General features: G+C 68.6%; 15 protein-coding genes and 2 tRNA genes. 14 read left to right on the top strand and 3 right to left on the bottom strand.

Annotated features, from left to right (window positions below; translation table 11 throughout):
• The first annotated feature begins 63 nt into the window (after window positions 1–63).
• The 6 genes from ACZ5YD_RS08890 (at window position 64) to rpiA (ending at window position 4,166) form a co-directional block, all read left to right on the top strand.
• Window positions 64–444 (top strand): Rid family detoxifying hydrolase, encoded by a 381-nt coding sequence (locus ACZ5YD_RS08890; protein ID WP_379742553.1) that lies wholly within the window; start codon window positions 64–66, stop codon window positions 442–444.
• Window positions 445–738 (top strand): hypothetical protein, encoded by a 294-nt coding sequence (locus ACZ5YD_RS08895; protein WP_379742556.1) that lies wholly within the window; start codon window positions 445–447, stop codon window positions 736–738.
• A gap of 27 nt (window positions 739–765) precedes the next feature.
• Window positions 766–847: transfer RNA gene (locus ACZ5YD_RS08900), tRNA-Ser, on the top strand.
• A 111-nt stretch (window positions 848–958) separates the two neighbouring features.
• Window positions 959–2,086 carry a methyltransferase domain-containing protein gene (locus ACZ5YD_RS08905; protein WP_379742559.1) on the top strand — a complete coding sequence of 376 codons (1,128 nt, stop codon included), beginning with the start codon at window positions 959–961 and terminating at the stop codon, window positions 2,084–2,086.
• Window positions 2,087–2,225: 139 nt separating this feature from the next.
• Window positions 2,226–3,350: an ORC1-type DNA replication protein gene (locus ACZ5YD_RS08910; protein WP_379742562.1), complete on the top strand. Its 1,125-nt coding sequence runs from the start codon at window positions 2,226–2,228 to the stop codon at window positions 3,348–3,350.
• 87 nt (window positions 3,351–3,437) lie between these two features.
• Complete coding sequence (gene rpiA, locus ACZ5YD_RS08915; protein ID WP_379742565.1) at window positions 3,438–4,166, top strand: ribose-5-phosphate isomerase RpiA; 729 nt, start codon at window positions 3,438–3,440, stop codon at window positions 4,164–4,166.
• Between the two features lie 135 nt (window positions 4,167–4,301).
• Here the strand turns inward: rpiA and ACZ5YD_RS08920 are convergent, their stop codons facing one another.
• Window positions 4,302–4,469: a DUF1931 family protein gene (locus tag ACZ5YD_RS08920; protein WP_379742568.1), complete on the bottom strand. Its 168-nt coding sequence runs from the start codon at window positions 4,467–4,469 to the stop codon at window positions 4,302–4,304.
• Window positions 4,470–4,652: 183 nt separating this feature from the next.
• On the opposite strand from ACZ5YD_RS08920, the gene larB reads away from it, so the two are divergent.
• From larB to cgi121, 5 genes are all read left to right on the top strand, one after another.
• Entirely contained in the window at window positions 4,653–5,420 is a 768-nt protein-coding gene (gene larB / locus ACZ5YD_RS08925; protein WP_379742576.1) for a nickel pincer cofactor biosynthesis protein LarB, read from the top strand.
• A 10-nt stretch (window positions 5,421–5,430) separates the two neighbouring features.
• Window positions 5,431–5,691, top strand: a complete 261-nt coding sequence (locus ACZ5YD_RS08930) for a GIY-YIG nuclease family protein (protein WP_379742579.1) — start codon at window positions 5,431–5,433, stop codon at window positions 5,689–5,691.
• A gap of 120 nt (window positions 5,692–5,811) precedes the next feature.
• A complete protein-coding gene (locus tag ACZ5YD_RS08935) occupies window positions 5,812–6,081 on the top strand; it encodes a DUF7967 family protein (RefSeq protein WP_379742582.1) in 270 nt (89 codons plus the stop codon).
• A gap of 156 nt (window positions 6,082–6,237) precedes the next feature.
• Complete coding sequence (locus ACZ5YD_RS08940; RefSeq protein WP_379742585.1) at window positions 6,238–8,730, top strand: ATP-dependent DNA helicase; 2,493 nt, start codon at window positions 6,238–6,240, stop codon at window positions 8,728–8,730.
• The gene (cgi121, locus tag ACZ5YD_RS08945) at window positions 8,727–9,380 is read left to right on the top strand and encodes a KEOPS complex subunit Cgi121 (protein WP_379742588.1); all 654 of its coding nucleotides are present in this window, start codon (window positions 8,727–8,729) and stop codon (window positions 9,378–9,380) included. The genes ACZ5YD_RS08940 and cgi121 overlap by 4 nt, the downstream gene beginning before the upstream one ends.
• A gap of 35 nt (window positions 9,381–9,415) precedes the next feature.
• On the opposite strand, the gene ACZ5YD_RS08950 is transcribed toward cgi121, so the two are convergent.
• Window positions 9,416–9,488 (bottom strand) — tRNA-Gln (locus ACZ5YD_RS08950).
• 109 nt (window positions 9,489–9,597) lie between these two features.
• Here ACZ5YD_RS08950 and ACZ5YD_RS08955 point away from each other — a divergent pair.
• A complete protein-coding gene (locus tag ACZ5YD_RS08955; RefSeq protein WP_379742591.1) occupies window positions 9,598–10,188 on the top strand; it encodes an IMP cyclohydrolase in 591 nt (196 codons plus the stop codon).
• A gap of 105 nt (window positions 10,189–10,293) precedes the next feature.
• Window positions 10,294–10,986, top strand: a complete 693-nt coding sequence (locus ACZ5YD_RS08960; protein ID WP_379742594.1) for a metallophosphoesterase family protein — start codon at window positions 10,294–10,296, stop codon at window positions 10,984–10,986.
• A gap of 42 nt (window positions 10,987–11,028) precedes the next feature.
• Here ACZ5YD_RS08960 and ACZ5YD_RS08965 read toward each other — a convergent pair whose 3' ends face one another.
• Window positions 11,029–12,213, bottom strand: coding sequence for an aspartate kinase (locus ACZ5YD_RS08965; protein ID WP_379742597.1), 1,185 nt, complete (start codon window positions 12,211–12,213; stop codon window positions 11,029–11,031).
• Between the two features lie 186 nt (window positions 12,214–12,399).
• On the opposite strand from ACZ5YD_RS08965, the gene ACZ5YD_RS08970 reads away from it, so the two are divergent.
• A complete protein-coding gene (locus ACZ5YD_RS08970) occupies window positions 12,400–14,256 on the top strand; it encodes an excinuclease ABC subunit C (protein WP_379742600.1) in 1,857 nt (618 codons plus the stop codon).
• Window positions 14,257–14,271 lie beyond the last annotated feature (15 nt).

A 14,271-nucleotide genomic window follows, 5' to 3' on the forward strand; every position in this document is an offset into this window, starting at 1 on the left:
AGAGCGGGACGGGTCGGAACCGGCGATCGAGTCTTTAAGTGATCGCGCGGCGCAGGCGTCCACATGAAGGAGATCATCGAGACGGACGCGGCGCCGGCGGCGGTCGGCGCCTACAGCCAGGCGACGGCGACCGGGGACCTCGTGTTCACCGCCGGTCAGATCCCCTTGACGCCCGAGGGGGATCTGCTGTCGGGTGCGGACATCGACGTCCAGACGCAGCAGGCGCTGGACAACCTCGTCGCGGTGCTCGCCGAGGCCGGCGCGGAGCCGAGCGACGTCTGTAAGGTGACCGTTTTCCTCGCCGACATCGACGACTTCGAGGCGATGAACCGGACGTACGCGGACTACTTCGAGGAGGATCCGCCGGCGCGGTCGGCCGTCCAGGCGGGCGCGCTGCCGAAGGGCGTCGGCGTGGAGATCGAGGCGATCGCGGTCCGCGAGTAGATGTCGGCGGACGAGGAGACGTCCGAGGAGTCGACGACGGAACGGCCGGACTCCCCGAACGATCGCCCCGGCGTCCCGGCGACGCCGCGAACCCGTGCCAGATCGGCGCTGCTCTGGGGCGCGGTCGGAACGCTCGCGTTCCTCGTGGGGCTGCAGGGATACCTGCTCGTCGGGGCGGGTGAGCTTCCGGTGGGGTACCCGATCGCGGTCGCGATCGGCGTCGGCGTCGGCGTGATCGTCGTCGCGATCGCCTACCTGAGTGAACATCGCCTGCGGGCGAAGAGAAGGGTTTAACAGTCGCACCGAAGTAGGATCGGCTAAGCCGGGATGGCCGAGTGGCAAGGCGCACGCCTGGAAAGCGTGTTCCCTCACGGGATCGAGGGTTCAAATCCCTCTCCCGGCGCTTCTTCGACGATCGTTCCGTCGGCTATCCATCCACGATCCGCTTTTTCGGCGATCGATCGCCGCGAGAGCCGTCCGTTAGGCTCATTTGGGCCGCGGGCGGAACTCGGGCGTGTACTGGCTCGAACTGGCCGGGGAGACGGACGCCTTCGCGACCTACGAGGCCGCGAGCGTCGCCGCCGGCGTCGAGGTGATGGCCCCCGGGATCGCCCGCGCGGAGGCGGTCGGAACCGGCATCCCGAGGCTCGCGTACACCCACGCCGCCCTCGAGTCGATCGGTCGGTGCGATCCGACCGTCGACGACGCGGTCCGGCTCCTCCGGGTCGCGTGTGCCGATCGGCCGATCGAGCAGGACGTCGAGGAACGCTCCAAAGCGGGTGACGAAGAGCCGCTCCGAACCGGATCGGTGGCGGTCCGGGCGCGCGACGTGCGCGCCACGACTGGCGTCTCGACCGGCCGCGCCGAACGCGAGCTCGGGCAGGTGCTCGTCGACCGCGGCTTCCGGGTCGACCTCGAGGACCCCGACCACGTCCTGCGGGCGCTCTTTGCAGCCGGCAAGCGGCCGGACCACGAGGCCGTGGCGGGTGCCGATGGGGAGCGCGTCGAGGCGTGCGTGCTCGGGTGGGTCCACGCCGAGGCCGACCGCGAGTTCGCGCCGGAGCCGACCGACCGCCCGTTCTTCCAGCCGGGAAGCATGGATCCGATCGACGCCCGTGCGTACGTGAACGTGGCCGGCGCACGGCCGGGTGCGACGGTCCTCGACCCGATGTGTGGAACCGGCGGGCTGCCGATCGAGGCGGGACTCGTCGGGGCTCGCGTGCTCGCCGCGGACGCCCAGCCGAAGATGGTCCGGGGCACCCGGCGAAACCTGCGGACGTACCTCTCGGGGAGCTGGGACGTGCTCCGGGGGGACGCGACGGTACTGCCGGTCGTCGACGACGGAATCGACTGCGTCGTCTTCGATGCACCATACGGCCGCCAGTCGAAGATCGAGCGCCACGAACTCGCGGATCTGGTCGCGGGCGCGCTCTCCGAGGCGGCGCGGGCGAGCGACCGAGCGGTGATGGTCGCCGACCGCGACTGGCGGTCGGCCGCGGTGGAGGCGGGCTGGGCGATAGACGCGCTGTTCGAGCGGCGAGTCCACCGATCGCTGACTCGGTACGTGCACGTCCTGTCCCTCGAGGAACCGGAACCGATACCGGAACGGGAACCGGGAACGGAACCGGAACGGGAACCGTGAACGGAAACGTCGTTTCGAGCGAGCCGATAGTGAAACCGAAAGCACGCGTTTCGAAGGCCTCGGACGATATCACGGATCGTTACACTTTCGCCGAGGTTCCGGGGAACGGTTAAGTGACCGGGGGGACGTGGTGTACACGATGAGCGGGGATCCCGACGGGATGCTCTCGTGGGACGAGTCGGTCTTTCGTGACGAGCACGTCTTCGAGATCGACTACGTTCCCGAGACGTTCAAACACCGCGAGAGCCAGATCGAGGGGCTCAAGTACGCGCTTCGCCCCGCGGTTCGTGGATCCCGGCCGCTGAACACGATGGTCCGCGGGCCGCCGGGGACCGGAAAGACGACCGCGATCCAGAAGCTCTTCGGCGAGCTCGCCGGCGGGAGCGACGTCCGGACCGTCCGGGTCAACTGTCAGGTCGACTCGACGCGGTACGCCGTCTTCTCGAGGCTCTTCGAGCGCATCTTCGAGTACGAGCCGCCCTCCTCGGGGATCTCCTTCAAGAAGCTGTTCGGACAGATCACGGACCGGCTGATCGAGGAGGACGAGGTCCTCGTGGTCGCCCTCGACGACGTGAACTACCTGTTCTACGAGAACGAGGCCTCCGACACCCTCTATTCGATGCTGCGGGCCCACGAGACCCACTCGGGGGCGCGCATCGGCGTGATCGTCGTCTCCTCGGACCTCTCGCTCGAGGTGATCGACGAGCTGGACTCGCGCGTGCAGTCGGTGTTTCGTCCCGAGGAGGTCTACTTTCCGGTCTACGACGTCCCCGAGATCGTCGACATCCTCGGGGAGCGGGTCGAACGCGGGTTTCAAGACGGGGTCATCGACCGCCCCGAGCTCGAACGCGTCTCCGAGCTGACCGCCGAAAGCGGCGACCTGCGGGTCGGGATCGACCTGCTCCGGCGGGCCGGGCTCAACGCCGAGATGCGGGGATCGAAGACGATCGCCACGGAGGACGTCGAGGCGGCCTACGAGAAGTCGAAGTTCGTCCACCTCTCGCGGTCGCTTCGAGGCCTTTCCACCTCCGAGCGGGCGCTCGTCGAGGTGCTCGTCGAACACGACGGAGAGCGCGCCGGCGACGTCTACGAGGCGTTCCACGAGGAGACCGACCTGGGGTACACCCGCTATTCGGAGATCATCAACAAGCTCGACCAGCTCGGTCTCATCGAGGCCGAGTACGCCGACGTCGAAGGGCGCGGCCGGTCGCGCACGCTCACGCTCGCGTACGACGCCGAGGCCGTGGTCGATCGGCTGGAGTGAGACGCCCGGGTTCGAGACCGACGAGCCGACGTCCCCGCACGGGACCGAACGGCGACGCTTTTTGTCGACGCCGCCGCACGGGAGGGTATGAAGACGACCGGCGGCACGGACGACCAGAAGCGACGGGCCGGCGAATCGGCCGCCGAGGCGGTGACCGACGGCGCGGTGGTCGGCCTCGGAACGGGATCGACGGCGGCGTTCGCGATCCGCGCGATCGGCCGCATGGTCGATTCCGGCCTCGACGTCCGGGGCGTCCCCACGTCCTTCGCGTCCCGCGAACTCGCGCGAGAGCAGTCGATCCCGCTCGTCGACCTCGAGGAGGTCGTCGGAGGAGACGAGCCCGGAATCGACCTGGCGATAGACGGCGCCGATCAGGTCGTGATCGACGAGGGGGGAGCGGAGGAGGACGTCGGAGCCATGATCAAGGGCGGCGGCGCGGCCCACGCGCGAGAGAAGGTCGTCGACGCGGCCGCGGATCGGCTGCTCGTCGTGGCCGATCCCTCGAAGGAGGCGACGACGCTCGACAGCGCGGTCCCCGTGGAGGTGCTTCCCGACGCTCGCGCGACGGTCGCACGGGAGATCCGGGCCGCGGGCGGGGAACCGACGCTGCGGCGGGCCCAGCGAAAGGACGGCCCGGTCGTCACCGACAACGGGAACCTCGTGTTGGACTGTTCGTTCGGAGCGATCGACGACCCCGCCTCGCTCGCGCGAACGATCGCGACCGTTCCGGGCGTGCTCGAACACGGGCTGTTCGTCGGACTCGCCGACGAGGTCCACGTCGGAACCGACGACGGCGTTCGCGTGATCGAGTCCTGAGGACCACCTCACGCGGAAAATCCGGGAGCCCTCACGCGAGAAGCCGAGCGACCTCACACGGGAGCCTCGCCGGCGCCGGATCGCGGACACCGGGGCTGGCGAGGGGTGAAAAAACGGGAGGAAAGCGGGACCGATCTACAGGTCGCGCGGCTGGACCGTCTTCCGGTCGTTCGCTTCCGCGCGGGCGGCGGCGTCCTCGAGCAGCTCCGCGACTTCCTCGTCGAGCGCCTCGTAGAAGTCCGAGGCGACGTTCTTGTCCTCCAGCGCTTCCTTGACCGCTGCCTTGACAATGAGGTCTGCCATGCAGACGGGACTATCCCTCGATACTTAATAAGAGTTCCTGAATTCGCCCGATACGGGGCCCGTAAGTGGGGTTAACGGCAAAATCACCCGATACGTTCACACGTTAAACGGTATCGAGTGTCACGGTGTCGAAGGCCGCTACGGACCGACAGCTACGAACCGATCGGGCTCACAGGACCGGGTATGCGCGACGTACTCGAAGCCCTCGCGGACGGCGAGATCGGCATCTCGGAGGCCGAATCACGGCTGTCGGGGTACGCGACGACCGACGCCGGACGGTTCGACGCCGCCCGCGAGACCAGACGGGGCATCCCCGAGGCGATCCTCGCGGACGGAAAGACGCCCGAGGAGACGGCACGGCTGGCGCGGACCGCGGTCGAGACGACGGGACGGGCGCTCGTGACCAGGGCGGATTCAGCGGTCGCCGAGGCCGCGATCGAGGCGGTGTACGCGGAGTTTCCCGACGCCGAGGTGGATCACGACGAACGGACGCGAACCGTCGTCGTCCACACGCCGGAGTTCGAACCGCCGGATCTGGACGCGCGGGTCGCGATCGTCACCGGCGGGACGAGCGACGCGCCGATCGCGGGCGAGGCCGCCGTGATCGCCCGCGAGGTCGGCGCCGACGTCGATCTGATCGAGGACGTCGGAGTCGCGAGCCTCGTCCGGATCCTCGATCAGATCGACCGCGTCCGCGAGGCCGACGTGGCGATCGTCGCGGCCGGCCGCGAGGGAGCGCTTCCGACGGTGGTCGCGGGGCTCGTCGACGTCCCGGTGATCGCCCTCCCGGTCGCGTCGGGATACGGCGTCGCCGGCGACGGGGAGGCGGCGCTCTACGGCGGGCTCCAGTCGTGTACCGTGGTGACGACGGTGAACGTCGACGCCGGGTTCGTCGCCGGCGCGCAGGCGGGGCTGATCGCCAGACGGATCGCGGCCGCCAGAGCGGAGTGAGGACCGAGGCGTGCACCACGTGTACGTCATCGAGTGTGCGGACGGCACCTACTACACGGGCTATACGACCGACGTCGAGCGCCGCGTCGCGGAACACGACGCCGGCGACGGGGCGCGGTACACGCGCGGTCGGACGCCCGTCGAGTTGCGCCACGTCGAGCAGTTCGAGACGCGCTCGGCGGCGATGTCGCGCGAGCACGCGATCAAGCAGCTATCGAGGGACGAAAAGGAGCGGCTGATCGAGGGATCGACCGGTGTGGACACCGAGTGACGAGCGTCGTCGACGAGTGAGGAGTGGCGCCAGCGACGAGTGACACCCGCGATGCGTTGCCACCGGCGAGGATCGAACGGCAACGAGGCGTTTAACCGCGCGCTCTCCCGATCCCCGAACATGACGACGCTGTGGCTCGTCGACCGGGAGTTCGACTCGAAGGGGCTCGTCCGGCTCACCTACGCGACGACAGACGGCGAGCGCGTTCACACGAAGGAGATCGCCGAACAGCGGCTCTACATGGGCGACGGGGTGACCGCCGCGATCGAGACCGGCGAGGACGGTGCAAACGAGGACCTCTCGACGGTGGACGCCGAGGCGGATCGCGATCGGTTCCGCACGGAGGCCCGGCGGATGGCGGCGGACCACGATCCGGACGATCGGGTGTGAATGCCGACGGGTCACGTTCCGGACGGTCAGGCGAGGGTTCGGGGCGGACGGTCAGGCGAGGGGTCGGCGAGCGGAGGAGAGGGAGGGAAAGGGTGGGGAAGTAGTCCGACCCCCACTCCGATCGTTTAAACCGGAACGGGCGCCAAGGGGGGCGTGATGGAACCGAGTTCGCTCTCCGGGCTCCCCGATGGAGTCGCGGAGGCCCTGGAGGCCGAGGGGGTCTCACAGCTCTATCCGCCGCAGGCCGAAGCGGTCGAGGCCGGGCTGCTGGAGGGTGAAAACCTCCTCGCGGCGGTTCCGACCGCCTCCGGCAAGACGCTCATCGCGGAGCTGGCGATGCTCTCGGCGGTCGAACGCGGCGGCAAGGCGCTGTACATCGTCCCGCTTCGGGCGCTGGCGTCAGAAAAGCGCGAGGCGTTCGAGCGCTTTTCGGAGTTCGGCGTGACCGTCGGCGTCTCGACGGGCAACTACGAGTCGGACGGCGAGTGGCTCGCCACCCGCGACGTGATCGTGGCGACGAGCGAGAAGGTCGACTCGCTGATCCGTAACGGAGCCCCGTGGATCGACGAGCTCTCGTGTGTGGTGAGCGACGAGGTCCACCTGGTCGACGACCGCTCGCGGGGGCCGACCCTCGAGGTGACGCTCGCGAAGCTCCGGCGGATGAACGAGGGGCTCCAGACGGTCGCGCTCTCGGCGACGGTCGGCAACGCCGCGGAGATCGCGGGCTGGCTCGACGCGACGCTCGTCGAGTCCGACTGGAGGCCGATCGACCTCCGGATGGGCGTTCACTGCGACGGCGCGATCGACTTCGTCGACGGAGACAGACGCGAGGTGCCCGTCGGCGACGACCCCGGCGCGGACCAGACCGCGGCGCTCGTCGCCGACGCGCTCGACACCGTCGAGGACGGCCGAGGGGGATCCTCGCTCGTCTTCGTCAACTCCCGGCGCAACGCCGAGTCGGCGGCACGGGACCTGGCTCGGGTCACCGGGGATCGCCTCACCGAGGAGGAACGCGAGGAACTCGAGTCGCTCGCCGCGGAGATCCGCGACGCCTCAGAGACCGAGACCGCCTCCGACCTCGCCGACGCCGTCGAACGGGGTGCGGCGTTTCACCACGCGGGGCTCGCGAGCGAGAACCGCTCGGCCGTCGAGGCGGCGTTTCGCGATCGGCTCGTCAAGTGCGTCTGTGCGACGCCGACACTCGCCGCCGGAGTGAACACCCCGGCGAGACGGGTGATCGTCCGCGACTGGCGACGCTACGACGGCGAGGTTGGCGGGATGAAGCCGCTCGACGTCCTCGAGATCCACCAGATGTGTGGGCGGGCGGGTCGTCCCGGTCTGGATCCCTACGGCGAGGCCGTGTTGCTGGCCGACGGACGCGAGGAATCCGAGGAGCTGTTCGATCGGTATCTCTGGGCCGATCCCGAGCCGGTCCGCTCGAAGCTCGCGGCCGAGCCGGCGTTGCGGACGCACGTGCTCGCGACCGTCGCGACGGGGTTCGCATCGACGCGCGACGGGCTCTTCGAGTTCCTCCGGAACACGCTGTACGCCGCCCAGGCCGACGACGACCGACACCTCGAGCGCGTCGCCGACTCCGTCATCGAGTACCTGAGCGTTAACGACTTCCTCGAACGCGAGCGGGGACACGACGGCGAGCGGCTGGCGGCGACGTCCATCGGCCACGCGGTCTCCCGACAGTACCTCGATCCGATGAGCGCCGCCGAGATGATCGACGGGCTTCGCGCGGCCGGCGGACGGGACGGGACCGGAAGCCGGAGCGACGAACGATACGCGCCGAGGAGGAGATCGGCCGCGGAGGAGGGCGACGGCGCGACGACCGGGAACGGGGACGACGGGGAGTCGGTCGAGTTCGTGACCTACGATCGCGTCGAGGACGAGCCACAAAACGGGGCGGAGCCGGACGAGACGTCGGAGCCGGAGGGAACGAGCGAACCGGAGCCCGTCGATCTCTCGCCGCTCGGGCTGTATCACCTCGTGAGCCGTACGCCGGACATGTACGAGCTCTACCTCAAGTCCGGGGACAAAAAGCGGTACACGCAGACGTGTTACGAACGCGAGGACGAGCTGCTCGGAGCCACGCCGTCCGAACACGAGGACGTCCGCTTCGAGGACTGGCTCGCCTCGTTGAAGACCGCACGGCTCCTCGAGGACTGGGCGAACGAGGTGGACGAGGACCGGATCGCGGAGCGCTACGGGGTCGGTCCCGGCGACATCCGCGGCAAGGTCGACACCGCCGAGTGGCTGTTGCGGGCCGCGGAGACGCTGGCCAACGAGATCGAGATCGACGGCGCGAGCGAGATCCGGGAGGCGAGAAAGCGCATCGAGTACGGCGTCCGCGAGGAGCTGCTCGAGTTGGCCGGGATCCGGGAGGTCGGCCGCAAACGCGCCAGACGACTCTACGAGGCCGGAATCGAGTCGCGTTCGGACCTCCGCGAGGTCGACAAGTCGGTCGTTCTCGGGGCCCTTCGCGGGCGCGAGCGGACGGCCGAGACGATCCTGGAGAACGCCGGTCGCGAGGACCCGTCGATGGAGGACGTTCGGGCCGACGCGTCCGCCTCGGCGGCGGCGACGGCCGGGTCCGCCGGCGACGAGGGCGAGGGGCAGTCGAACCTGGGTGATTTCCGGTGACCGGTTCGAACGAGAAGGGATCGACCGAAGAGGGATCGACCGAGGGAGAAGCGTGCGACGCCTGCCCTAACCCCCGGTTTCTCGTCGGGACGACGTCGATCGACGATCTCGACGCCTTCTTGGGACGAGTTCGGTCGATCCGCCGGGAGACCGGCGCGGTCGTCCAGGTGGTCGACGCGCGCTATGTGGTCTCTACGACCCAGCTCGAACGCGCGGTCGCGCGCGCCGAGCGGGCCTTCGAACGCGGCGAGGAGGTGGCCAGGGATCACGCGGTCGAGACGCTGTTGTACGCCGCCGGAAGACGCCAGATCGACGACGCGCTCGAGATGGGCGTGGACGAGGGGGAGACGCCCGCGATCGGGATCGCCTACGCGTCGTCCGAGGAACGAAACGAAGGTTCGAGCGCCGCAGATGGCGTCGACGTCGAGGTGGCCCTCGATCGCCTCGCGGATCTGTTCGCGGACGGCGCCGCCCTCGATCCGGACGATTCGGCCGCTCCGACCGGGTCGAGGGAGCGAGTCGCCGAACGGACGGACGAGGATCGGGTCCGGGCGTTCTACGACGTAAGCGACCGTGAACTGGCAGCCACCGACGGCACGCTCGCCGACGTGATCGAGGAGCGCGTGGCGCTACTGGACGTCGAGAAGTGAGCGAAAGAAGTGGGCGGAGAGAGTGACGAGAGAAGTAGTCCATCCTGGATTCGAACCAGGGTCGTTGCCCCCAGAAGGCAACAGGATTGGCCACTACCCCAATGGACTCGATCGGCACCCGTTCGTACCCCGTCGAGCGTTATGAGTGTTCCGAAGCGGACCGAAGCGTCCTCGCCGAACCGACATACCCATACCCGAGAGCGCAAAAACGGGAGGTATGTACGTCGGACGCTTCGTCGTCGTCGCGCCGGGCATCGGCGCCTACCGCGTCTCATCGCGATCGTTCCCGAACCGAGAGGTCGTCGACCGAGACGGCATGCTCACGGTGGCTCCAACGGAGGACGCCGAGCCAACGGACAACCCGTACGTCTCCTACAACTGCGTACGCGCGGTCGAGACGCCGACCGGCCATCGCCGCGCGGTGGTCGGAAACGGATCGCACGTCGATCCGATAGCCGAGAAGCTGGAGGCCGGCTATCCCGAACGCGACGCGCTTGCGACGCCGCTTCTCGCACTCGATTACGAGAAGGACGACTACGACACCCCCCGGATCGCGGGCGTGGTGGCCCCCGAAAGCGCCGTGATCGGGACGGTCCGACGCGACGCGCTGTGCGTCGAGGCGGTCTCGGAGCCGACGATGGTCGCGACCTACGAGATCGACTCGCCGGAGCCGCGAGATCTCGAGGCAACGAACGCGCCCGACGCCGCACGGGAGGTCCTCGAAGCGGAGTTCGAACACCCGGTCTGTGCGGCGGCGGCGACGGTGAGCGAGGACGCGGTCGCGGTCGCGTTCGAAAACGGGGAGTGAGGCGGTCTCCCGGGCACGGGGACTGGGGAAGACGAAATCGAGGATTCCCGCCGAAGAGCTACGTCACCGAAGGGCTAACCCGACCGGACGGACTACGTCCCGTTCATGCGTCTCGCAGTGATCTCGGACGTACACGCCAACCGGATCGCGCTCGACGCCGTCCTCGAGGACATGCCGCCGGTCGACCGGACGGTCTGTGCCGGCGACGTGGTCGGCTACAACCCCTGGCCGAGCGAGTGCGTGGATCGGGTCCGAGAACTCCACGCGGAAACGATCGCGGGCAACCACGACCGTGCGGTCGCCGGGGACACGACGTTCGGGTTCAACAGCCTCGCCGGTGCGGGGGTGCGCTACGCGAAACGACACCTCTCGGACGCACAGATCGAGTGGCTTCGCGACCTCCCGACGAAGCGACGGACCGCGAACGGACGGGTCCACCTCGTGCACGGACACCCGCGGGATCCCGACCGCTACACGCGCCCTGGTGAGTTCTCACCCCGGTTGCTCGACCAGGTCGAAGGCGAGGGAGACGAAAGCGACGGCGCCCCCGACGTGTTGGTCCTCGGCCACACGCACGTGCAGTCCCACGAGGTCTACGAGGAGGGGATCGTCCTCAATCCCGGCAGCGTCGGGCAACCCCGGGACGGCGACCCGCGGGCGGCCTATGCGATCGTCGACCTCGACGCGATGACGGTCGAACAGCGACGCGTCGACTACGACGTCGAGACGGTCGTGGACGCCGTTCGAGAGACGGATCTGCCCGAGCGGATCGGAACGCGGTTGCGCGAGGGACGGTAAGGTAGGTCGGTCGGGGGATCGAGGCTGGGCTGCGATCGAAGCCTACTGGTCGAACTCCTCTTGGACGATGTTGAGCGCCTCCTCGCGGTCGTCCCAGGCGACGAAGAGGGCGACCGAAGTCGCACTCGTGATCAGATCGACGATGTTGATCCCGGCCGCGGCGAGCGGCGAGACGATCTCCTTGATGATTCCCGGTCGGTTCGGTAGCTCGCCGCCGGTGAGCCGGATGACGGCGATCGGGTCGTGAACCGTCACCGACGAGAGGGTGTCGTCGTCGACGACGCGGTCGTGCAACAGGGTCTCCGCGGTCTCCGCCAGATCGCGGTTGACGTAGAAGGTGACGGAGTCCATTCCCGAGGCGACGGCGTCGATGTTGATGTCCTCGGTCCGAAGGGCGTCGGAGAGTTCCGCCAGGATCCCCGGCCGGTTTCGGATCGCCCGTCCCGCGACGGTGAGACACGCGAGCGGCTGGTCCTGCATGTCGATCAGGTTCTCGAACTGTCCTTCGATCCGCGTACCCCCCTCGAGGAGATCGCCGTGTTGGTAGTGGACGACCCGCACGTTCATCTCCTCGCTCTTGTAGGACAGCGCGCTCGGTGCGACGACCTCCGCGCCGCGGAACGAGAGGTTCCGAAGCTCGTCGACCGTGATCCGACCGACGTTCCTTGCCCCCTCGACGACGCGCGGGTCGCCGGTCATGACGCCCTCGACGTCGGTGACGATGACGACCTCGTCGGCGTCCATGTAGTTGCCGAGCATCACCGCGGTCGTATCCGAGCCGCCACGGCCGAGGGTAGTGACGTTCCCGAGGTGGTCCTGGGCCAGGAAACCGGTGATGACCGGGACGACGTCGTCCAGTTCGGCCGCGAGCTTTTCGGCACGCTGTCGGGTCGCCTCCACGTCCAGCTCGCCGACCTCGTTCGTGATGACCGGCCAGTCCTCGTGGCCCGGCTCGAGGAAAACGGCCTCGACGCCGCGAGCGGCGAGGGCGGCCTTCAGCATGCGGACGCTCGTGCGCTCGCCCATCGAGACGATCTCGGCACGGTCGGCCTCGTCGGCCTCGAAGGTGATCTCGTCGAGGAGTTCGTCGGTCGTCGATCCCATCGCGCTCGCGACGACGGCGATCTCGTGGCCGTCCTCGACGGCCTTCGTGATCGAGTCGGCGGCCCGGTCGATCCGGTCGCCGCTGCCGAGGCTCGTACCGCCGAACTTCGCCACTACTCGCATACTGCGCCCCCGTTGTACGTCGTGTGACGGTCAGTCATGTCCGGCCGTAGCGGAGGGACCCGCATAACTGTGTCTGTCTGTATCGGACGAAACCACCACGTGGAACCGATGCGGGGCGAGGTGGGAGCGGGACGGAGCGGTCGTTCACCGTGCGGTTCAAGCCCGTGAGCGACCAACTCGAACGTGATGGACACCGGGGACGTTCGCGATCACGCGGCCGATCTCCCGAGGGAGCCGGGCGTCTACCAGTTCGTCTCCGGAGACGTGACGCTGTACGTCGGCAAGGCGGTCGACCTCCGGAGTCGGGTCCGATCGTATGCGGACCCACGGTCGGCCCGCATTCGGGGGATGGTCGAGCGGGCCGACGCGATCGACTTCGCGGTCACCGACACCGAGACGCAGGCGCTGCTTCTCGAGGCGAACCTGATCAAGCGACAGCAGCCGCGCTACAACGTCCGGTTGACCGACGACAAGTCCTATCCGCTCGTCGAGTTGACCGACCACGAGGTGCCGCGGATCGAGATAACCAGGGATCCAGAGGAGGGCTCCGTGGCCTACGGACCCTACACGGACAAGGGACGGGTCGAGACCGTCACCAAGGCGATCCGGGAGATCTACGGGCTCCGAGGCTGTTCGGATCACAAATACCGAAACCGCGACCGGCCGTGTCTGGACTACGAGATGGGGCTGTGTTCGGCGCCGTGTACGGACGAGATCGGAGCCGAGACGTACCGCGAGGACGTCGAACTCGTTCGACGGTTCTTCGAGGGCGAAACGGGCGTCCTCGCCGACCCGATCCGCCGGGAGATGGAAGCCGCCTCGGAGCGCGAGGAGTTCGAACGGGCCGCACGGCTCAGGGACGAACTCGAGGCGATCGAGGCGTTCCACGGCGAGGGCGGGGAGGCCGTCTCCGATCGGTCCGACGACCGAACGGTGGACGTGCTCGCGGCGACGGTCGAGGGCCAGACCGCACGCGTCGCTCGACTCCACAGTTCTCGCGGACAGCTCGTCGATCGGAGCCGCCACCGGCTCGACTCGCCGAGGATCGGAACGGACGTGGAGGGAACCGACGCCGATGCTGACGCCGGCGATGGGGCTGGCGGGAGTGGTCTCGACGACGGCACGGTTCCGACCGAGGGCGGCGAGACCACGAGTACGAGTGAGGAGACCGCGACCACGCCGGCCGCGGTGCTGTCGGCGTTCCTCACCCAGTACTACGCGGAGCGGGAGCTACCGGACGCGATCCTGTTGCCCGAGCGACCAACCGACGACGACGTGGTGAGCTGGCTCGAAGCGGAGGGCGTCTCCGTTCGGGTTCCGGGTGCCGGACGCGAGGCCAAGCTCGTCGATCTCGCGTTGAAGAACGCGAGACGTCGCGTCGGGCGGACCGACGAGATCGCCGCGTTGGCCGACCGGCTCGGGATCGATCGGCCCGAACGGATCGAGGGGTTCGACGTGAGCCACGCCGGCGGGCGGGCGGTGGTCGGTTCGAACGTCCGTTTCGTGGACGGATCGGCAGAGACGAGCGCGTACCGTCGCAAGAAGCTAACCGAGCGCAACGACGACTACGCCAACATGCGGGAGCTGATCCGCTGGCGGGCCGAACGGGCCGTCGAGGGGCGCGACGACCGGTCCGACCCGGACCTGTTGCTCGTCGACGGCGGCGAGGGACAACTCGAGGCGGCCCGAGAGGCCCTCGAGGAGGCGGGGTGGGAGATCCCGGCGGTCGGACTGGCGAAGGCCGACGAAATCGTGATCACGTCCGAGGGGGCGCGTGATTGGCCGAACGACGCGCCGGAGCTACGGCTGTTGCGACGGGTTCGAGACGAGGCCCATCGGTTCGCGGTCCGATACCACCAGTCGCTTCGCGACGACGTCTCGACGGTGCTCGATTCGGTCCCCGGGATCGGTCCCGAGACGCGGACACGGCTGCTCCGGCGATTCGGCTCGGTCGAGGGAGTTCGATCGGCGTCGACGGAGGATCTCACCGACGTCGAGGGGATCGGAGCAGCGACCGCCGAGACGATCCGCGATCAACTGTGAGACGTCCGGTGGAAG

This window comes from Halopenitus salinus (assembly GCF_055397165.1).

Bases quoted from the DNA above. Each gene is read 5' to 3' on its own strand.
- ACZ5YD_RS08890 (WP_379742553.1), top strand. From the start codon at position 64: ATGAAGGAGATCATCGAGACGGACGCGGCGCCGGCGGCGGTCGGCGCC.
- ACZ5YD_RS08895 (WP_379742556.1), top strand. From the start codon at position 445: ATGTCGGCGGACGAGGAGACGTCCGAGGAGTCGACGACGGAACGGCCG.
- ACZ5YD_RS08910 (WP_379742562.1), top strand. From the start codon at position 2,226: ATGAGCGGGGATCCCGACGGGATGCTCTCGTGGGACGAGTCGGTCTTT.
- rpiA (WP_379742565.1), top strand. From the start codon at position 3,438: ATGAAGACGACCGGCGGCACGGACGACCAGAAGCGACGGGCCGGCGAA.
- ACZ5YD_RS08920 (WP_379742568.1), bottom strand. From the start codon at position 4,469: ATGGCAGACCTCATTGTCAAGGCAGCGGTCAAGGAAGCGCTGGAGGAC.
- larB (WP_379742576.1), top strand. From the start codon at position 4,653: ATGCGCGACGTACTCGAAGCCCTCGCGGACGGCGAGATCGGCATCTCG.
- ACZ5YD_RS08935 (WP_379742582.1), top strand. From the start codon at position 5,812: ATGACGACGCTGTGGCTCGTCGACCGGGAGTTCGACTCGAAGGGGCTC.
- ACZ5YD_RS08940 (WP_379742585.1), top strand. From the start codon at position 6,238: ATGGAACCGAGTTCGCTCTCCGGGCTCCCCGATGGAGTCGCGGAGGCC.
- ACZ5YD_RS08955 (WP_379742591.1), top strand. From the start codon at position 9,598: ATGTACGTCGGACGCTTCGTCGTCGTCGCGCCGGGCATCGGCGCCTAC.
- ACZ5YD_RS08960 (WP_379742594.1), top strand. From the start codon at position 10,294: ATGCGTCTCGCAGTGATCTCGGACGTACACGCCAACCGGATCGCGCTC.
- ACZ5YD_RS08965 (WP_379742597.1), bottom strand. From the start codon at position 12,213: ATGCGAGTAGTGGCGAAGTTCGGCGGTACGAGCCTCGGCAGCGGCGAC.
- ACZ5YD_RS08970 (WP_379742600.1), top strand. From the start codon at position 12,400: ATGGACACCGGGGACGTTCGCGATCACGCGGCCGATCTCCCGAGGGAG.